We start from the raw sequence: 17,851 nt of genomic DNA, 5'->3' as shown, positions 1-17,851 counted from the left end.
TTGGGCCCGCTGGTTTCTGCGCCGAGCGCCTTCAGGCCGCCTGGCCTTGGCGTGCCGGTGCCAGCCCGTGCTCCAAGCGCGATTCCAAAGTGGACTCCAGGTCCGAGTCCATTTGGGAGTTCAGTTGCGAGTTCAGCTGGGACTGCCGCGCCTTGCGCTGTTGGCGCTGCCGGGCCGACCAGCGTCCGGCCGAGACGATGGCCAGCAGCACCGCCACGCCGTTGAGCGAGCCCCAGAGCGGCGGCACGGTGGACGAGAGCAGCAGGCTGATCAGCGAGGGCTGGTAGCCTCCGGCTACGCCGCTGACTTCCAGCACGCCGGCCAGCAAGGCCAACAGCCAGGCCAGGCCCATGCCGCCCAGGCACCAGGCCGTGGTCGGGTGCCGGCTGTGGCCGCGCTGCGGACGAACGGTGAACAAGGCCCAAACCCAGGCGAAACCGTAGAGAACCAGGGCGATCAGCAGCGCCTGCCCCAGCTGGGCGGTCCAGCTGCCGCTTCCACCCAGCAGGTTTTGCAAGCTCATGGGCCAGAATTGGCTGGCCACCGTGTGTGCCAGGCCCAGGGCGCTGAGATAGAGCAAGGCGCCGGACACAAAGGACCAGATGCGCCTCGCGGTTCTGATTTCGCTGCCCATGGCGATCTATCGACTCCGTACTGCTGCTGAGGAAACGATTCTGTTCGTCCCGCTCTCGCAGGCCCAGGGGCGCCGCACCCGCAGTCCGGGGGAGCTTGGCCTGCGCAGCAGGCGCAAGCGTTGAATCCATCACGCTTTTCTGGTGCCGGCGCTCTGCTCGCCGGCATGCCCTTCACAGCCTGGGACTGGCCGCCTGTTGCAGCAGGGGCAGGGCGTCGATGCGAGCCTCGATCTCGGCCATCATGCGGCGGTAGGCCGGTGCATCGATGCCGCCGTAGCGCTGCTGGAAGGCCTCGGCGCTCAGGAACTCTGGCAGGTCGGCCACGCCGGGCATGAAGTCCTGCTCGTGAAGGCCGGCGCGGATCAGGGTTTGCAGGCTGCGTGGCGCGTCCTTGGCCAGCAGGCCGAAGCGCGTGCCGGCCCGATCGGCTGCGATGTCGTTGAAGCTGAAGCCGCTGCCGCCCCGTGAGTCGGCCACTTCCTTGTACACGCCGATGGCGTCCGCCAAGGGCCCGCTGCCCTCCAGGGCCAGCACGGCCGAGACCAAAAAATGCTGTGGAAAGTCTTCGCGGCCGGCCAAGGTGACCATGCGTGGCTGTGGCTGTGGCCAGCTGCGTGCGCTGGGCAGCAGCTTGCTCCAGTGCTGGCCGGTGGCAAACAGCGCCAGGGTCAGCAAGGCGCTGCGGTTCTCGGCCACCGGGTCGGCTTCAGCGCTTTCGCTGCGCGCGCGAACCAGCTCGAAGATCGGTGGCATCAGCAGGGCCAGCGAAACCGAGCTGCCCGGGGCCAGGCTTGCGCTGAGCTCGGCCAAGCGCCGACTGTAGGCCTGGGCTCGCTCTCGCTCGGCCGGTGTCCAGAGGGCGCCCAGCACATGGTCCAGGCTGTCGGCCTGCCAGTGGTATCCGAGCTGCAATTCCTGAGGCAGAAAGGTCAGGGTCTCGACCAGCTCACCGGCCACCTGGGCCTGGGGCGGCAAGGCCAGCTTGGTGATCAGCTGACGCAGTGCCGGGTTGGCCAGCCATGCCGGCAGAGGCAGATGGCCCAGGCGCAGCCGTTCAACCCGCGGCAGGGCAGCGGTCTGGCCCAGCTGGGCTTCGAGATTGAGCCAGGCGCCGAGCAGGGGCAGGGGGAAGCTGGCCTGCAAGCGGGCGCTGCCGGCTTGCAGCTGGATCTGTGCCGCACCGCGGCCTCGGCCGTAGCGCTGGGCCAGCTGCATCAGCATCAGATTGAGCTGGCCCTCGTCGATGCGCAGCAGGCGTTGCGGGCCAGCTTCCTGGCGACGCGGGTCGTTGCGGCGCAGAAAGTCTTTGGTGCTCTGGATCTGCGCGGGGCTCAATCCGCCGCCATCGGGTGTGACCAGGGCCTGGCTTTGCAGCGCCAGGGCGGCGGCGATCAGCAAGAGCAGCACAGGGCTGAGCAGGAGAAGCGGCCAAAGGCGGCGCGGGCGGCGCTTGCCTTGGTGGCCAGGGAGCGGAGACATCATGGCGCGCAGTCTGCCAGCAAAGCCGGGGCCTGAACGTTCGTCAGGCAGCTTGGCCCCGCCTCAGCCTGACAATGCGCGCCATGTTGGAGACTTCCGCCACGCGCATTTGGCCACCTACGGCCGACACCCTGACCCGTTTGTTCGAGCGTGGCCGTCTCCAGCGTGCCCGCCAGCTGCAGGGCCAGATCCTGGAGCTCCGCGCTGATGAGCAGGGCGCGAGCGCACGGCTGAGGGGCGCGCGCGAGCAGGTTTTCGAGCTCGACCTGCAAGGTGTGGCCGACGCGTCCGGCCAGCCGCGCTACAGCGCCCTGTGCAGCTGTCGCACGCAGCGCTTTTGCGAGCACGCCGCTGCCGTGTTGCTCAAGCTGCAGATCGAGGCCGACGCGCCCCAGCGCGAAGCGCTGCTGCAGCAATGGGTGCAGGCTTTGCGCCGCAAGGCCAGCCGCGATGAGCTCAAGCGCCTGCCGCCGCTGCCCGAGGCCGATGCGGCACGGCTTATGGACTTGCTGCTGCGTGAGGAGGAACCGAGTCCAGCATCCCTAGCCGAGCCGCCCCCGGCGCCTATCGAACCGGACACGCGTAGCGAAGCGGCCCATTTCCAGCCCGAGCTGCGCTTGATGACTCTGGGCCGTGGTGATGGCCTGCTGGGCCTGGCTCCCGGCGGCCGGCTCGGGCCGCGTGGTGACCATGTCAGCGTCGCCCAGTTGCACTGGGTCTACCGCTTTGACGATGGCAGCCGCTGGCAGACCGAGGCACCTCGCTCACTCTTGAACAGCCGACCGCCAGCCCAGCAGCTGGTGGCCACCCCCAGCGGCCCGCGCCGCCTGGCTCGCGATCTGTTGAGTGAGGCCGAGGCGCGCGATCAGCTCTGGGCCTGCGGCCTGATCCCGCTCGCGCCCGAGCAGCTGCAGTGGCGCCACCCCAGCGCCTCGCAGGGCCTCGAGGCTTTGTGGACGCTCAGCCAGGAAGAGTTTTTCGCCGCCTTCTGGCTGGAGCGGGTGCCGGAGCTCCAGGCCGCGGGCTGGAAGGTCGACGTTCGCCCCGGCTTTGCCCACCGGCCGGCGCCGGCCGAAGCCTGGCAGCTCAAGATCGAGAAGCTGGGCCTGCCGGGCCGCCAGGGCTCCTGGCTGCTCAGCCTCGGTGTCGAGGTGGATGGCGAAACCCTGGACCTGGCGCCCATGATTGCCGACCTGCTGCGCCGCGATGCGCGCTGGTTCGATGCCGAGGCCATTGCTTGTATCGATGACGCGGCCTTGATCCTGCTGCACGCGCCGGGCGGCCGCCGTATCGAAGCGCCAGGCTCTATCCTCAAACCCATCATCGGCGCCATGGTGGACCTGCTCAGCGACCCCAAGCGGGCCGAAGGGCCGATCCCGCTCAGCGACTGGGACGCCGGCCGCCTGCTGGCGCTGGACACGCGCAGCGGCTGGCAGTTCCAGGGCGACGCTGATCTGCGCCGCCTGGCCCAGCGCCTGCAGCAGGCCGGCAGCCCCCAGCCGGTGGCGCCGCCGCAGGGCCTGGCGCTGACGCTGCGACCGTACCAGCGCAGTGGCCTGGCCTGGCTGCAGTACCTGCGTGAGCAGGGTCTGGCCGGCATCCTGGCCGATGACATGGGCCTGGGCAAGACCGCCCAGGCGCTGGCCCATCTGCTGCTCGAAAAAGAAGCAGGCCGCCTCGATCGGCCGGCCTTGGCCGTGCTGCCCAGCTCCCTGTTGTTCAACTGGCTGGCCGAGGCGCGCCGGGTGGCGCCGGGCCTGCGCGTGCTGCTGCTGCAAGGGCCGGAGCGCGCGCGCGACTTTGCCCGCCTGGGCGATTTCGATCTGGTGCTGTCCACCTACCCGCTGCTGTGGCGCGATATCGCGGCCTTGGCCGCCCAGCCCTGGCATCTCTTGATCCTGGATGAGGCGCAGACGGTCAAGAACGCGGCCAGCCGAGCGGCGCAAGCGGTGCGCCACCTGAACGCGCGCCACCGGCTCTGCTTGACCGGCACGCCGCTGGAGAACCATCTGGGCGAGCTCTGGGCGCAGTTCGATTTCCTGATGCCCGGCTTCCTGGGCGATGCACGGAGCTTCGCCCGCTTGTGGCGCAAACCCATCGAGGAAAACGGCGAAACCTTGCGCGCCCAGTTGCTGGCCCAACGCGTGCGGCCTTTCATCCTGCGCCGCCGCAAGGACCAGGTGGCGGCCGAGCTGCCGCCCCTGACCGAGGTGACGCGGCGGGTGCAGCTCTACGGCGCCCAGCGTGATCTCTACGAGAGCGTGCGCGTGGCGGCCGACACCCAGGTGCGGCGCGTGCTGGCCCGGCGCGGCTTTGCCGGCGCACAGATTTCAGTGCTGGATGCCCTGCTCAAGCTGCGCCAGGTCTGCTGCGACCCGGCCCTGGTCAAGGGCGTGGATTTGGCGCCGGACATGGGCCGTGCCAAGCTGGAGCTGCTGGAGCAGATGCTGCCCGAGCTGCTGGCCGAGGGGCGGCGGGTGCTGGTGTTCTCCCAGTTCACCGAGATGCTGGGCTTGATCGAAGCACTGCTACGGCAGCTGGAGCTGCCCAGCCTGACGCTCAGCGGCGACACGCCCATCGGCCAACGCGGCGAGATCGTGCGGCGCTTCCAGGCCGAGGAAATACCGCTGCTGCTGGTCAGCCTCAAGGCGGGCGGGGTGGGTTTGAACCTGACGGCGGCCGACACGGTGATCCATGTCGACCCCTGGTGGAACCCGGCGGTGGAGGCTCAGGCCAGCGCGCGGGCGCACCGCATCGGCCAGGACAAGCCGGTGTTCGTCTACAAACTGGTGGTGGGCGGCAGCATCGAGGAGCGGATGCTGGAGCTGCAGGCCCGAAAACTGGCCCTGGCGCAGGGCGTGCTGGGCGAAGACGGGGCCGATGCAGCCAAGTTCAGCGCCGAGGATTTGGCGCTCTTGTTGGCGCCGCTGGGCTGACTGAACAGATGAAGGCAGGTTTTGCAAGGGTTTGCAAAACCTGCGTCAGTTCTTCAGCGTTTGCGGTCAAAACGGAGTGCGCGAGCCAGGCTGCGGCGATCGCAGGCGAAGTTGCCGGATTCAAAAGCCTCGTGCTTGCGGCCCTTGTTGTCCAGCGATGCCCAGTCGGGGCAGGGCATGCGGCGCGGTTGTTGTTCGGGGTGCTGCTGAGTTTTCATGGCGATTCAGAGGCCTTGCGGCTGCTGCTACGACGGTAGCGACGGCTTGCAGGAGATCTGCCTTGGCTGTCGCTTGCAGGCACAACGCTGGCGGAAAACCCTCGGTTGACAGCCGCAGGCAGATATTTTTGCGGTGCGTCTCGTCGCCAGTTAGCAACGTCTCGCGCCTGGCTTCAGGGCGGCGGCGGCTTTGTCGCTAAGCTTCGATCCCATGTCGCCCACCTCCTCCATTTCGCCCCTTGCTCCAGCGCCTGAGTCTTTGCTGGTGGCCTGCCTGTGTGCGGCCTGGTGCCGCACCTGCGACGGCTATCACGAGGTGGTGGCCAGCTTGCGCGAACAGTTTCCGCAGCACCGTTTCATCTGGGTGGACATCGAGGACGACGAGGAACTGGTCGGTGACCTGGATGTGGAAACCTTCCCCACTCTGCTGATCGGCCTGGGCGCACAGCTGCGCTTTGTCGGCCCGGTCACACCCCATCTCAGCACGGCTCAACGCCTGCTCGCCACTGCCGCCGAGTTGCCGACGCCGGCTGCCCAACCGGCCGCCCAGGCCTTGCTGATGCGCTTGCAAAGCAGCTGCTGAAGCCTGCGGCAGCCTGGCCTGCGCCAAAAGCGGACAATCGCCGCTTTTGATCAGCCGCCCACAAGGCTCACTTCGCATCATGACTGTTCACCTGAAAGCCAAGGCGCCCAGCGGCGCCGTTGCCATTACCGTGGTCGATCGCGCCGCCTTCCAGGCCCTGGTGACCGAGTTGCCGGCGCCGACGCGCCACTGGCTGGCCACCCTGGGCTTCAAGGGCGCCGCCGACAGCTACGCCCTGGTGCCGGGCGCCGATGGCAAGCTGGGTCAGGTGTTCGCAGGCGTCGAGCATGCCGCCCATCCCTTTGCGCTGTCGGCCCTGCCGCAAGCCCTGCCCGAGGGTGACTATGTGCTGTCCGAGCAAGGCCTGCAGCTGCTGCCCGAACAGGCTGCCCTGTCCTGGGAGCTGGGAGCGTACCAGTTTGACCTCTACAAGCCGCGCCGTCGTGCGCCGGCCGCGCTCTACCTGGCCAATGACGCCAGCGCCCAGCGCGGCATTGCCCTGGCCACCGCCATCGCGGCCACCCGTGATCTGGTCAACACCCCGGCCGAGCACATGGGCCCGGAAGAGCTGGCGCAAGCCGCCCAGCTGATCGCCAAGCAGCACGGCGCCAAGTTCAAGCAGATCGTCGGTGACGCGCTGCTGAAGCAGAACTTCCCGGCTATTCATGCCGTTGGCCGCGCCAGCACGCGCGCGCCGCGCCTGATCGAGCTGAACTGGGGCAACCCCAAAGCGCCATTGCTGAGCATCGTCGGCAAGGGCGTCTGCTTCGACACAGGCGGCCTGGACATCAAGGGCGCCGATGGCATGCGCCAGATGAAGAAGGACATGGGCGGCGCCGCCAATGCCCTGGGCCTGGCCGCTCTCGTCATGGCCTTCAAGCTGCCGGTGCGCCTGCAGCTGCTGATCCCGGCGGTCGAGAACTCGATCTCGGGCAATGCCTACCGCCCCGGCGATGTGATCAAGACCCGCCAGGGCCTGCACATCGAGATCGGCAACACCGATGCCGAAGGCCGCGTGGTGCTCAGCGATGCGCTGGCCTATGCCTCCGAGCACAAGCCCGAGCTGATCATCGACCTGGCCACCCTGACCGGCGCCGCTCGCGTGGCCCTGGGCGCCCAGCTGCCAGCCCTGTTCAGCAAGCATTTCGACACCGCGCGTGACCTGGTCGACCTGGGCCTGAAGCTGGAAGACCCGATGTGGCACATGCCGCTGTGGGCGCCCTACAAAGAGGGCATCGCCAGCAGCATCGGCGACATCGTCAACACCGGCCGCAATGCCCTGGGCGGCGCCATCAACGCGGCGCTCTTCCTCGAGTACTTTGTGCCCGAGCACCAGGACTGGCTGCACATCGACCTGTTCGCCTGGAACGATGTGGCCCGTGCCGGCCGCCCGGTCGGCGGCGAGGCGCAGACCATCCGCACCTTGCTGGCCTATCTGGAGCAGCGCTTCAGCGCCAAGAGCTGAAGTCGCGGCTTCAGGCCCCGGCCAGGATCCAGGCCGCGGCCTTCTCGGCCAGCATCAGCGTCGGTGAGGCGGTGTTGCCGTGGGTGATGCTGGGCATGACGCTGGCATCGACCACACGCAAGCCGGCCACGCCGCGCACGCGCAGATGACTGTCGACCACGGCCAGCGGGTCCTCGGCGCGGCCCATTTTGCAGGTGCCCACCGGGTGGAAGATGGTGGTGCCGATCTCGCCCGCGGCGCGCGCCAGTTCGTCCTCGCTCTGCAGTTGCGGGCCGGGTTTGATTTCCTCGGGCCGATAGCCAGCCAACGCCGGTTGGGCCACGATCTGGCGCGTCAGGCGCAGGGCGGCCGCCGCCACTTGGCGGTCGTGCTCGGTTGACAAATAGTTGGGCTGGATGCGCGGCGCCTTGCTTGCATCGGGCGAGCGGATCTGCACCTTGCCGCGGCTTGTCGGGCTCAGCTGGCAGACGCTGGCGGTGAAGGCATTGAAGGGGTGCAAGGGCTGGCCGAAAGCGTCCAGCGACAGCGGCTGCACGTGGTATTCCAGATCCGGCCCGTCCGGGTCTAGGCCGCTGCGCGCAAACGCGCCCAGCTGCGAAGGCGCCATGCTCATCGGCCCGCTGCGCTTGAACGCGTATTCCAGGCCGATCTTGGCCTTGCCCCACCAGCTTTGCGTCAAGGTGTTGAGGGTGCGCGTGCCCTCGACCTTGTAAATGCTACGGATCTGCAAATGGTCTTGCAGATTGGCGCCGACCCCCGGGAGGTCGTGCTGCACGGCGATGCCAAAGCCTTGCAGCAGGGCTGCCGGCCCCAGGCCTGAGAGCTGCAGCAGCTGGGGTGAGCCGATGGCGCCGGCCGCCAGGATCAGCTCGCCGCCGGGGTTCAGCGTGACAGCTTCCAGGCCGCGCGGCGTGCGCACTTCGGCGCCGGTGCAGCGCAGGGCACCGTCTTCGCGATCCAGGCTCAGGCGCTGCACACTGGCCAGGGTCCAGAGCTCGAAGTTGGGCCTGGCGTAGCAGGTCGGCCGTAAAAAAGCCTTGGCCGTGTTCCAGCGCAGGCCGCTGCGCTGGTTGACTTCGAAATAGCCGACGCCTTCATTGCTGCCGGCGTTGAAGTCTTCGCTGGCCGGGATGCCCGTCTGTACAGCGGCCGCCGCAAAGGCATCGAGGATGTCCCAGCGCAGGCGCTGGCGTTCGACCCGCCATTCGCCACCATGACCGTGTGCGGCCTTGAAGGCAGTGCTGGCGCTGGTGGCCTTGCCATCCAAGCGCCAGTGGTCTTCGTGCTTGATGAAATCGGGCAGGCAGGCTTGCCAGCGCCAGTCCGGGTCGCCGGTGGCTGCCGCCCAGGCCTCGTAGTCGCGCGCCTGTCCACGCATATAGATCATGCCGTTGATGCTGGAGCAGCCGCCCAGCACCTTGCCGCGAGGGTAGCGCAGGGCGCGGCCTTTGAGGCCGGCCTCTGCCTCGGTTTGGTAGAGCCAGTCGGTGCGCGGGTTGCCGATGCAGTGCAGATAGCCGACCGGGATGTGGATCCAGTGGTAGTCGTCCTTGCCGCCGGCTTCCAGCAGCAGCACGCGCTTGCTCGGGTCGGCCGAGAGCCGCTTGGCCAGCAGGCAGCCGGCCGTGCCGGCACCAATGATGATGTAGTCGAACATGGTGGGCGCGCTGCAGGCTTCAGCGCGCCAGATGCGAGGCCAGCACCGGGAAGAGCTTGATCAGGCCGTCGGCCAGCAGCTCCACCGCCAGCGCGGCCAGGATCAGACCCATGAGTCGGGTCATGATGTTGATGCCGGTCTGGCCCAGCACTCGGGCGATGCGGCCGGCGGTGGAGAACACGGCAAAGGTCACCAGGCCGACCACCACACCGTAGCCGACCAGCACGGCCAGCTCCCACCAGTGGCGGGTCTTTTCTGCATAGATCACCATGGTGGAGATGGTGGCCGGGCCGGTCAGCAGGGGGATGGTCAGGGGCACGACGGCGATGCTGGCGCCGGCGCTGAGCTTGCTGGAGCCCTCGCTGAGGTCTTCCTTGCGCGACTCGGCGGGCTGGGCGTTCAGCATCTGGAGGGAACTGATCAGCAGCAAGGTGCCGCCGCCGACCTGGAAGGAGGCCAGCGAGATGCCGAAGAACTCGATCACCTTGAGACCGAGCAGCGCGCTGATGCTGATGACTAAAAAGGCACTGAAGCTGCTCACACGGATGGTGTGCTGGCGCTGCTCGCGGTTGAAGCCACTGGTGAAGTGGATGAAGAAGGGGATCACGCCGATCGGGTTGACGATGGCCAACAGGGCGACGAGAGGCTTGTAGATGTCCATGGCGGCGATTGTGGGGCGGCCGACGCCAGCCCAGGGTGTGCCGAGCTCCCGAATTACCCGGTCTTTGCAGGCCGGCTCACCTGGACACCCTGCGCGCGCTCACCGGCCAGGCGGCGCAGCAGGTCCAGACCCTGGCCGGCGCGTGGGCCGTACCAGCTCAGCAGTTCCCCATCGACCAGCTGTACCCGCGCTTGTGGGCACAGGGCTTGCGCCAGCGGCAGGTGGTTGGCGTCAAAGCTGTAGGGCTCCGAGCTCAGCAGCACCCGGTCGATTTGCTGCAGCCAGGGCTCATCGCCGCGCAGCTGCGGGTAGCGGGCGGCGCCGGTGTCCCCGCCCAGTTGCTCGGGCCAGGTCTGCCAGCCGACTTCGGCCAGCATGCGGGCGATGTAGGTGTCGCGCGCCACCGTCATCCAGGGTTCGCGCCAGATCAGGTAGAGCACGCGTTCGCCGGGCCAGGCTTGTTGGCGGCAGCGCTCAAGGCTGGCCTGCAAGTCGCTGCGCAGGGGCTCAGCCCTTGCTTGCACGCCGGGCAGATGACCGAAGTGCTGCAGCATCTGGTCCAGCAGAACCAGGTTGTCCTCGGGCCCTTGCGGGTGGGCCACGATCAGTTCGGGCACAAAGGCTTTCAGAGCCTCGGCGGTTTCGCGACGGTTTTCGTCGGGGTTGACGATCACATGGCTGGGCGCCAAGCGGCGCAGTTTGTCCAGATTGACATCCTTGGTGCCGCCGACCTTGGGAATGGCGGCCACATCCGCTGCGGGATGAATGCAGAAGCCGGTACGCGCCACCATCCAGGGACCCAGACCCAGGGCCAGCAGCAGCTCGGTGATGCTGGGGACCAGGCTGGCAATGCGAGGTTCGGCGCTTTGCATCACAGGGCCGCGTCGTCGCCGGGCGTGTCCTGCAGGGCCAGATAGACGGCGCAGCAGCCGCGCAGGTAGACCAGGGTCGGCAGTACCAGGGCGACCGCGAAGACCACGCCGCCGCCGGTTTGCGCCGCGATCGCCAGCGGGGTGGTGGCCACCGGCGCACCGTTGGCGCCCAGGGAGCGCAGGCCGTAGCCGAACAGACCGGCAATCAGCTGCTGGGCCGGCACATCGATGCCGATCAGCCAGACCATCAGGACCGCCAACGCCCGCCCACCGCTGATCACCACGAAGCTGACCGCCGCGCTGACCAGTGCGGTCATCAGGAACACGGCCATCATCAAGGCACCGGCCTCCAAGGGGCCGTGGCGCAGCTGGCGGGCCAGCATGCGGGCGGTCTGCAGAGACGTCTTGCCGGACCAGATGGAGGGGCCGGTCAAGGGGCCGATCAGGACCAGTCCGCTGAAGGCCATCACGCCCAGCCCCGTCACGCTGATCGGTACCAGCAGGGCAAACAAGGCCGGGCCGACGGCCGGCAAGCGAGCGCTGTAGAGCAAGGCAATCAGAGCGGCCGCAGCGAGGCCCAGGGTGCTCAGCACCAGCAACAGGGTCAGCAGCACCCGAGGCGCGCTGCGCAAGGCGTCGTGAAAGGCATCGGCCACCTCGCGCACTTCGCGGCCGCGTGCCTGATCCATGAGCAGCAAGCCTGTGGTGTTGACGCCGACGAAGGCAGTCAGCAAGCCGCCGACCGCCCAGATCACGCCGATCACCGTGTTCGCCTTGGCCAGTGCCGACTCGGCCGAGGCCAGCATCAGGCCTGCCAGGCAGAAGGCCGAGAGCAGGGCGTAGAGGGCGCGGCCGTTGCGCGGCGCGTCGATGCTGGCCAGCACGCGGTTGAGTGCGTGCAAGGAGAGTGTTTGGGACATGGCGGTCATCATAGCCAGCGCATTCGGCGCTGCCCCAGGGCCTGATTCGGCGGCTGGAATCCGCAAATCGCACGGTAAAACCCGAGGGTTTTTTCTATCGGCCGAAAAACAACACTTCCCCCCGCTCAAGTGCTTGCGGCTGGACCCATCGCCCATAATCGTTTACCTGTGTATGGACGCCGCACCTTCGCTTGAATGGTTCACGATGGGTTGAAAGTCCACATGGTTTCTTGGTATTGAAAGGGCTTCCCCATGGGAAACAAGCTTTACGTCGGCAATCTTGCCTATAGCGTGCGTGATGAGTCTTTGCACGAAGCGTTCTCGCAATTTGGTTCGGTGACCTCCGCAAAGGTCATGATGGATCGTGACACAGGTCGTTCCAAGGGCTTCGGCTTTGTGGAAATGGGTTCGGATGCCGAAGCGCAAACGGCCATCAACGGCATGAACGGTCAAGACCTCGATGGCCGCGCCATCGTGGTGAACGAGGCTCGTCCTCGTGAAGAGCGTCCGGGCGGCTTCGGCGGCGGTGGCCGTTCGGGTGGCGGCGGCTTCGGCGGCGGTGGCCGTTCGGGCGGCGGCGGCTTCGGCGGCGGCGGCGGTTACGGCGGCGGCGGCGGTGGTGGCGGCTACGGTGGCGGCGGCGGTGGCCGTTCCGGTGGCGGCGGCTTCGGCGGCGGCGGCGGTGGCCGTTCCGGCGGCGGTGGCGGCGGCTACGGCGGCGGTGGCCGTTCCGGCGGTTACTGAAATCCCTGATCAGGCGGCTCTTGCGAGCGGCCTGAACTGGATGCAACAAAAAAAGCAGCTTCGGCTGCTTTTTTTGTTTCCGTGTGGCGAGACTTTCGGACCCCGAGGCAAGCGCCGCGGGGCGCCTGCTTCGCGGTCCGTGGTCAGGGCTGCCAGGCCACCTGAGCCTTGGCGAAGATCTCGGTGCTGCGCTTGCGGCCTGGGCTGTCGTCAAAGCGGGTCATGCCGAGGCTGAAGACACGCGCCAGGCCGACCCGATGCTGGTACATCAGCGAGGTGTGGCGGCCGCTGAAGGCGCTGGCCTCCAGGCCGACTTCGCCCTGACGCTGGAAATGCGTCGATTGCGCGATCAGGCGCAGTGAGTCGCGTGCGCTCCAGTGCAGGACGGCCAGAGTCTGGCGGTATTTGTCCGTGAAGCTGCGGCCCCTGTTGGCCCCGTTCACAAATCCCTCGCTCCATTGCTGCTCGACTTCCAGCCCCAGGCCGGCCGGCATGGGCACGCGCAGCTTGGCCAGCATCCAGAAGTTGGCACCGCGGCCCAGGCGATCGGCCTCCACGTCGAGGCGACGACCCCATTCCAGTTCAGCGCTGACGAAGGCCAGGATGGGGTGGGGGTTGGACTCAAAACCGAGGGTCAGGGTTCGCGGCTCATGCAGGCGGCCGCCGGTCTTGGCGCGCAGCTGGTCTAGGCCCAGATGACCCCAGATGCCGGTGTTGCGCGCGGTGGCGATCCAGAAGCCCGGCTGCACGCGCCGCTCGATCAGCTCGCCGCCTGGCACGCCGTGGAGTTCGTCCTTGACCGTGCTGGCTTGCGCCAGTTTGAAGTCCAGTTCCAGCTCATAAGTCGGGAAGCGCGACCATTCACCGAGCGGGGCCAGGCTGTCCTGGCTGAGCCGGCGGATCAGGTGCAGGCTGCCACGCCGGTAGCCGGCCTGACTGACAAAGCCGTTGTCGTTGGCAAAGCGTGGCCCCACGTCTTCCACATTGAACTCGGTGTTCCATTGCTCGGTGCGGCGGCGCCAGCCCAGCCAGAGATGGTGACCCTGCTCGGCCTCAGGACTCAGGCCCGCTGCGTCCGGGTCCAGGCGGGTCCGGGTGCTGGACAGCAGCAGATGGCCGCGCACCCGATCGACATCACTGGCCGACCAGGAAAAGTCGGAACCGGCGACGCGGTTGTACTGGCCCTGGCCGTAGTTGCGATCCGAAGCCAGCAGGCCCAGATTGAGGCCGGACACCTGCATGCGGCCACGCGCAAAGCTGGCTTGCGAATCGCGCGGCTGGGCAAAACTGTCGGTGCCGTAGGCATGGGGGCGCAAGACCTGACCCCCTCCGGCGTCGTGCAGGCTCAGGGCCGTGGCATCGGCCGAGGCGCCGCGCCAAGTGCTGCGCACACCCCAGTCCGGGTCGGTGATGGCGCGTGAATAAAAGGCCGCCAGGCTGCGGTTCTGCCCTTGATCGTCGGCCTTGGTCTGGCCCACGACGTCGGTGCTTTCCAGAAAGAAGGGCCGCTTCTCCGGCAGGCTCAAGGCAAATCGGGTGTTGCCTGAGAGTTGCGGCGCGTCCAGCTCCACCTGTGAGAAGTCCGGGTTGAGCACGGCGTCGATCACCCAGTCGGCGCGCGGCCGCCACTTGAGCTCCGCGCCAAAGTTGGACTCGCGCTTGCTTGTGCTCGGATGACCGGGTTCCGAGTCTTCACGCCGGCGCAGCGTGAGCTCCGGCCGCACGCTGAGGAAGCTGCGCTCGCGCACCTGTTCGACCATATCGCCCAAGCCCTCGATCGGCTGCAACTCGGCAATGAAGCTCAGCGCTTCCTTGGTCAAGGGTGCGCTGACATTGAGGGTGTTGGCCTCCTGGCGCGGGATGTTGCGCGCCACCATCAAGCGCCAGGGCAGGCCTTCGCTGTAGGGGTAGCGCAGAGATGCCAGGGGCCAGCGCAGTTCGACGCTGTAGCCATCGCTCAAGCGCTGGGCGGCAGCCTCGACCTCGAAGTCGGGCGCGAAGTCTTCGCCGTCACTCTCGGCCGTGAACATGCCGTCGCCGACCACGCCGGCGGCGCTGACGCGGGCGAACTGGGCCGAACGCCGGTGGCCAACGGGGTCCAGCACGACCGAGACAAAGTCCTGGTCCCGGGCGACCGTGTCACGCCGCTTCAAGGGCGCGCGGATCTGCTCGGGTGCCGGGTCATAGGCCCTGATGCCGAAAATCAGGGCATCGTGGGTGACCAGAATTTGCACCGTGGTGCGCCAGGCGGCCGGTTTCTTGTCTTCGGGTTGGTACTGGACAAACTGGTCAAACAGCGGCGCGCGCAACCAGGCGGCCTCGTCGAGCTTGCCATCGACACGCAGGGTGTCGGCATCGTGGCTCAGGCGCAGGGCTTGGGGATTGGCGGCCCAGGCAGAGCAGCAGCCCGCGCACAAAGCCAGGCTCAGGAAAAATGATCTCATCGGTGGCCAGGTTTCAAGGTCACAGCGGCTTGGTGGGCCCGCATCGCTGTCGATCCGTGCTCCAGCATGGGGCGCGCCAAGACCCCGGCGCAGTTTATGAGCCTGGCAAGCCCGCCTGACCTGTCAGATCTACCACCCTGTCCCAGGCGCGCAACTCCCCCCTCGTCGCGGGGAGTTGACTTTCAGCTGCCTTGGCGGTGCTTTCTTGGCCGGCCTGCCAACAGCCGGTCGAACAGGCTGTTAGGCAGCAGGCGCAACAAGCGCGCCACCCAGCCCATCTGCCAGGGGATGACGCGGAAGGCCGCGCCGGCCTCGATGGCGGCGAAAGCGCGCGCAGCGAAGGCCTCGGGTTGCATCAGAAAAGGCATGCTGTAGCGGTTCTCACGCGTCAGCGGGGTGTCGATATAGCCGGGGGCGATGGTCACCACCTTGACGCCGAAGGGCCGGCATTCACCGCGCAGGCTTTCACAGTAGCTGATGACCGCGGCCTTGCTGGAACAGTAGGCGGCATGGCCGGGTAGGCCGCGAATGCCGGCCACACTGGCAATGCCCACCAGCGCACCGCTGCCGCGCTGGCGCATCGCCTCAATGAAGGGCTGGAAGGTCGCCGCCAGGCCGAGGTTGTTGGTGGCGTAAACGCTTTGCATCACGGCCAGGTCCTCGTATATGGCGCTGTCGATGCCGATGCTGATGCCCGCGTTGGCGATCACCACATCGGGCAGGCCTTGAGCGGCGATGCAGGCCCGACCGGCGCCGGTGATGGCTTCGATGTCACAGACATCGGCGCCGTAGATGGCGCAGTTCTCCGGTCTCAGGCCTTGCGCTTGCGCCCAGTTCTGCAATTCGGTGGTGCGGCGTGCCACCAGGGCGAGGCGCCAGCCGGCGCGCGCGTACTGCAGGGCCAGGGCCTGGCCGATGCCGCTGGAGGCGCCGGTGATGTAGACGAGACGGCTCATGGCTTGGCCTTGGCTAGACTGCCGCCCTTGGCTGCCAGGCTGGCCGTGGTGCGGCCCTGGAAGCTCAGACGGCCGTTCAGGTGGTCGTATTCGAAGCTCGCGGCCTGCACCGTGGTGCCGCCATGGCGCAGCTGCACCGGCAGGTGGCTGCGCAGCTGCTCGCGGTTGACGAAGGCTTGTAGAAACTCGCCGCGGATGTCCAGTTTGGCCGCCGCTTGCGGCGTGTCGGCTGGCTGGGCTTCGTAACGTTTCACTTCCACATCGCCGTAGAGCTGGATCTCGCTGGCATCGGCGTTGGCCACGGCGCGGCGCGCACTGGCCAGCACCCAGCTGCCATCGGCCGAGTAGCTGCGCAGACGGATGTTGTCGATCTCCAGGGTGTCGGTGTCGGGGTAGTGGCGCAGCGCCGCGCCCTCGATGCGGGCGCGCAGGCGGCCGTCGCCGTCCATGCGTTGCAGCTCGAAATTGCGCATCTGGTAATCGGGCTCGTGGCGCGGCGGTGGGGCCTGGGTGGCCTCCTCGGGCACGGGCGTGTGCTTGACCAGCCACCAGGTGCCGCTGGCCAGCATGGCCATCAGCAGCAGCGGCAGGTAGTTGGAGACCAACTGTTGCAGCCGCCACAGCCAGCTTTGTGTCGGGCGGGCCCGGCCAGTCGGCGCCGGCGCCAGCGTGGCCATCAGGGATGGCCCCCGTCCAGGGTGTCGAGGTGGCCGTTCAGCAGTTGCTGGTAGCGGCCATTGGCTTGCAGCATCAGGTCGCAGCATTCGCGCGCGGCACCATGGCCGCCAGCGGCCGTGGTGATGTAGTGAGCCACGGCCTTGACCTCCGCGTGCGCTTGCGCCGGGGCACAGGCAAAGCCGGCGCGGGTCAGCAGGGGCAGGTCCGGCCAGTCGTCGCCCATGGCGGCCACTTCACTCCACTGCAGGCCCAGTTGGTTCAGCAGGGGTTGGGCCACGGCGTACTTGTCCTTGGCGCCGTAGACGGCATGCTGAAGTCCCAGGTCGGCGACGCGGCGGCGCACGGCCGGGGAATCGCGCCCTGTGATGATGATGGGCGTGATGCCGCCCTGGCTGAGCAACTTGAGGCCATGGCCGTCCAGGGTGGAGAAGGCCTTGAAGCTCTCGCCTTGTTCACCGATGTAGATGCGCCCGTCGGTCAGCACGCCGTCGACGTCGAAGATGGCGGCCTTGAGCCCGAGTGCACCGCCCTGGGCCTTGAGCAGCAGCTCGGGCGGAAAACGCAGCGCGGCTTGCAGAAGCTCCCCCATCAGATCACCTTGGCCCGCATCAGGTCGTTGATGGTGATGGCGCCCAGCAAGCCGCCGTCGGCCGCCACCACCAGCACCACGGTGATGCGCGCTTCTTCCATCAAATCGGCCGCGTCCACGGCCAAGGCTTCGGCGCTGACGGTGCGCGGTTTCTTGGAGGCGACGGCCGCGGCCGTGAGGCTGCGCAAGTCCTGACCTTTTTCCACCAGGCGGCGCAGATCGCCGTCGGTGAAGATGCCTTGCACCCGGTCGTCTGCATCGACGACGATGGCCACGCCCAGGGCCTTGGCCGACATTTCTCGCATCATGTCAGTGAAGGGGGTGTCCGGCGCCACGCGCGGCAGGTCCGCGCCGCTGCGCATCAGATCGCGCACATGGGTCAGCAGCTTGCGGCCCAGCGCGCCGCCCGGGTGGGAGCGGGCGAAGTCTTCCGGCTTGAAACCGCGCGCATCGAGCAGGGCCACGGCCAGGGCATCGCCGAGGGCAATTTGGGCCGTGGTGCTGGCCGTAGGTGCCAGGTTCAGCGGGCAGGCCTCTTCGGCAACAAAGCTGTCGAGCACGATGGTGGCGTGGCGGGCCAGGCTGGATTCAGCGCGGCCCGTCATGGCGATGATGGTGACGCCCAGGCGCTTGAGCACGGGCAGCACGGCATTGAGCTCATCGCTCTCGCCCGAGTTGGACAGGGCCAGCACCACGTCCGCCGGCGTGACCATGCCGAGGTCGCCATGGCTGGCCTCGGCCGGGTGCACGAACAGGGCCGGCGTGCCGGTGGAGGCCAGGGTGGCGGCAATCTTGCGGCCGACATGGCCACTCTTGCCCATGCCCATCACCGCGACACGGCCCCGGCAGGCCAGCACCACCTGCACCGCCCCCACAAACGATTCACCCAGGCGCGGCACCATGGCCTGGATGCCGGCGGCTTCGATCTGCAGGGCTTGCCGGCCTCTTTGCAGGGCCAGGGCGGGGTCAAAGGGCGGGACTGTACTCATAGCCGGGCAGTGTAGCGGCGTCATA

Annotated in this window: 16 protein-coding genes; 4 read left to right on the top strand and 12 right to left on the bottom strand. The window is 67.7% G+C overall.

Annotated features, from left to right (window positions below; translation table 11 throughout):
• Positions 1-31: 31 nt before the first annotated feature.
• The gene (locus LNV28_RS04805) at positions 32-634 is read right to left on the bottom strand and encodes a hypothetical protein (RefSeq protein WP_263516234.1); all 603 of its coding nucleotides are present in this window, start codon (positions 632-634) and stop codon (positions 32-34) included.
• A gap of 172 nt (positions 635-806) precedes the next feature.
• Positions 807-2,117, bottom strand: coding sequence for a hypothetical protein (locus LNV28_RS04800; RefSeq protein WP_263516235.1), 1,311 nt, complete (start codon positions 2,115-2,117; stop codon positions 807-809).
• 80 nt (positions 2,118-2,197) lie between these two features.
• Here LNV28_RS04800 and LNV28_RS04795 point away from each other — a divergent pair, with 80 nt between their 5' ends.
• Positions 2,198-5,050, top strand: coding sequence for a DEAD/DEAH box helicase (locus LNV28_RS04795; RefSeq protein WP_263516236.1), 2,853 nt, complete (start codon positions 2,198-2,200; stop codon positions 5,048-5,050).
• 53 nt (positions 5,051-5,103) lie between these two features.
• Here the strand turns inward: LNV28_RS04795 and LNV28_RS04790 are convergent, their stop codons facing one another.
• Positions 5,104-5,268 carry a hypothetical protein gene (locus tag LNV28_RS04790; RefSeq protein WP_165794623.1) on the bottom strand — a complete coding sequence of 55 codons (165 nt, stop codon included), beginning with the start codon at positions 5,266-5,268 and terminating at the stop codon, positions 5,104-5,106.
• 211 nt (positions 5,269-5,479) lie between these two features.
• Between LNV28_RS04790 and LNV28_RS04785 the strand changes: the two genes are divergently transcribed.
• A complete protein-coding gene (locus tag LNV28_RS04785) occupies positions 5,480-5,851 on the top strand; it encodes a thioredoxin family protein (protein ID WP_263516237.1) in 372 nt (123 codons plus the stop codon).
• Positions 5,852-5,930: 79 nt separating this feature from the next.
• Positions 5,931-7,316: a leucyl aminopeptidase family protein gene (locus tag LNV28_RS04780; protein WP_263516238.1), complete on the top strand. Its 1,386-nt coding sequence runs from the start codon at positions 5,931-5,933 to the stop codon at positions 7,314-7,316.
• Positions 7,317-7,326: 10 nt separating this feature from the next.
• On the opposite strand, the gene LNV28_RS04775 is transcribed toward LNV28_RS04780, so the two are convergent.
• From LNV28_RS04775 to LNV28_RS04760, 4 genes are read right to left on the bottom strand one after another with little or no spacing between them, the layout of a single operon-like run.
• The gene (locus LNV28_RS04775) at positions 7,327-8,973 is read right to left on the bottom strand and encodes a GMC family oxidoreductase (protein ID WP_263516239.1); all 1,647 of its coding nucleotides are present in this window, start codon (positions 8,971-8,973) and stop codon (positions 7,327-7,329) included.
• A gap of 19 nt (positions 8,974-8,992) precedes the next feature.
• Positions 8,993-9,634 carry a MarC family protein gene (locus LNV28_RS04770; RefSeq protein WP_263516240.1) on the bottom strand — a complete coding sequence of 214 codons (642 nt, stop codon included), beginning with the start codon at positions 9,632-9,634 and terminating at the stop codon, positions 8,993-8,995.
• A gap of 53 nt (positions 9,635-9,687) precedes the next feature.
• Complete coding sequence (locus LNV28_RS04765) at positions 9,688-10,506, bottom strand: helical backbone metal receptor (protein ID WP_263516241.1); 819 nt, start codon at positions 10,504-10,506, stop codon at positions 9,688-9,690.
• Positions 10,506-11,426, bottom strand: coding sequence for a hypothetical protein (locus tag LNV28_RS04760; protein WP_263516242.1), 921 nt, complete (start codon positions 11,424-11,426; stop codon positions 10,506-10,508). Before LNV28_RS04760 ends, LNV28_RS04765 begins: the two co-directional genes overlap by 1 nt.
• 252 nt (positions 11,427-11,678) lie before the next feature.
• On the opposite strand from LNV28_RS04760, the gene rbp reads away from it, so the two are divergent.
• Positions 11,679-12,170 carry an RNA-binding regulator gene (rbp, locus tag LNV28_RS04755; RefSeq protein WP_263516243.1) on the top strand — a complete coding sequence of 164 codons (492 nt, stop codon included), beginning with the start codon at positions 11,679-11,681 and terminating at the stop codon, positions 12,168-12,170.
• Positions 12,171-12,313: 143 nt separating this feature from the next.
• Here rbp and LNV28_RS04750 read toward each other — a convergent pair whose 3' ends face one another.
• The 5 genes from LNV28_RS04750 to LNV28_RS04730 all read right to left on the bottom strand — a co-directional run bounded on the left by LNV28_RS04750 (position 12,314) and on the right by LNV28_RS04730 (position 17,826).
• Positions 12,314-14,614 (bottom strand): carbohydrate binding family 9 domain-containing protein, encoded by a 2,301-nt coding sequence (locus LNV28_RS04750; RefSeq protein WP_263516244.1) that lies wholly within the window; start codon positions 14,612-14,614, stop codon positions 12,314-12,316.
• Positions 14,615-14,796: 182 nt separating this feature from the next.
• Positions 14,797-15,570: an SDR family oxidoreductase gene (locus LNV28_RS04745; protein WP_263516245.1), complete on the bottom strand. Its 774-nt coding sequence runs from the start codon at positions 15,568-15,570 to the stop codon at positions 14,797-14,799.
• Positions 15,567-16,247 (bottom strand): LPS export ABC transporter periplasmic protein LptC, encoded by a 681-nt coding sequence (lptC, locus tag LNV28_RS04740; RefSeq protein WP_263516246.1) that lies wholly within the window; start codon positions 16,245-16,247, stop codon positions 15,567-15,569. Before lptC ends, LNV28_RS04745 begins: the two co-directional genes overlap by 4 nt.
• The gene (locus LNV28_RS04735) at positions 16,247-16,837 is read right to left on the bottom strand and encodes a KdsC family phosphatase (RefSeq protein WP_263516247.1); all 591 of its coding nucleotides are present in this window, start codon (positions 16,835-16,837) and stop codon (positions 16,247-16,249) included. The genes lptC and LNV28_RS04735 overlap by 1 nt, the downstream gene beginning before the upstream one ends.
• Positions 16,837-17,826, bottom strand: a complete 990-nt coding sequence (locus LNV28_RS04730) for a KpsF/GutQ family sugar-phosphate isomerase (protein WP_263516248.1) — start codon at positions 17,824-17,826, stop codon at positions 16,837-16,839. The genes LNV28_RS04735 and LNV28_RS04730 overlap by 1 nt, the downstream gene beginning before the upstream one ends.
• Positions 17,827-17,851: the final 25 nt, after the last annotated feature.

Origin of the sequence: Paucibacter sp. DJ2R-2, assembly GCF_025717675.1 — a bacterium.
Taxonomy (GTDB): domain Bacteria; phylum Pseudomonadota; class Gammaproteobacteria; order Burkholderiales; family Burkholderiaceae_C; genus Paucibacter_A.
Note: the sequence above shows the minus strand (reverse complement) of the source record. Positions and strands in the feature narration are given on the sequence as shown.

Excerpts from the sequence above, each read along its gene's own strand:
- LNV28_RS04805 (WP_263516234.1), bottom strand. The coding sequence starts at position 634 with ATGGGCAGCGAAATCAGAACCGCGAGGCGCATCTGGTCCTTTGTGTCC.
- LNV28_RS04800 (WP_263516235.1), bottom strand. The coding sequence starts at position 2,117 with ATGATGTCTCCGCTCCCTGGCCACCAAGGCAAGCGCCGCCCGCGCCGC.
- LNV28_RS04795 (WP_263516236.1), top strand. The coding sequence starts at position 2,198 with ATGTTGGAGACTTCCGCCACGCGCATTTGGCCACCTACGGCCGACACC.
- LNV28_RS04790 (WP_165794623.1), bottom strand. The coding sequence starts at position 5,268 with ATGAAAACTCAGCAGCACCCCGAACAACAACCGCGCCGCATGCCCTGC.
- LNV28_RS04785 (WP_263516237.1), top strand. The coding sequence starts at position 5,480 with ATGTCGCCCACCTCCTCCATTTCGCCCCTTGCTCCAGCGCCTGAGTCT.
- LNV28_RS04780 (WP_263516238.1), top strand. The coding sequence starts at position 5,931 with ATGACTGTTCACCTGAAAGCCAAGGCGCCCAGCGGCGCCGTTGCCATT.
- LNV28_RS04775 (WP_263516239.1), bottom strand. The coding sequence starts at position 8,973 with ATGTTCGACTACATCATCATTGGTGCCGGCACGGCCGGCTGCCTGCTG.
- LNV28_RS04770 (WP_263516240.1), bottom strand. The coding sequence starts at position 9,634 with ATGGACATCTACAAGCCTCTCGTCGCCCTGTTGGCCATCGTCAACCCG.
- LNV28_RS04765 (WP_263516241.1), bottom strand. The coding sequence starts at position 10,506 with ATGCAAAGCGCCGAACCTCGCATTGCCAGCCTGGTCCCCAGCATCACC.
- LNV28_RS04760 (WP_263516242.1), bottom strand. The coding sequence starts at position 11,426 with ATGTCCCAAACACTCTCCTTGCACGCACTCAACCGCGTGCTGGCCAGC.
- rbp (WP_263516243.1), top strand. The coding sequence starts at position 11,679 with ATGGGAAACAAGCTTTACGTCGGCAATCTTGCCTATAGCGTGCGTGAT.
- LNV28_RS04750 (WP_263516244.1), bottom strand. The coding sequence starts at position 14,614 with ATGAGATCATTTTTCCTGAGCCTGGCTTTGTGCGCGGGCTGCTGCTCT.
- LNV28_RS04745 (WP_263516245.1), bottom strand. The coding sequence starts at position 15,570 with ATGAGCCGTCTCGTCTACATCACCGGCGCCTCCAGCGGCATCGGCCAG.
- lptC (WP_263516246.1), bottom strand. The coding sequence starts at position 16,247 with ATGGCCACGCTGGCGCCGGCGCCGACTGGCCGGGCCCGCCCGACACAA.
- LNV28_RS04735 (WP_263516247.1), bottom strand. The coding sequence starts at position 16,837 with ATGGGGGAGCTTCTGCAAGCCGCGCTGCGTTTTCCGCCCGAGCTGCTG.
- LNV28_RS04730 (WP_263516248.1), bottom strand. The coding sequence starts at position 17,826 with ATGAGTACAGTCCCGCCCTTTGACCCCGCCCTGGCCCTGCAAAGAGGC.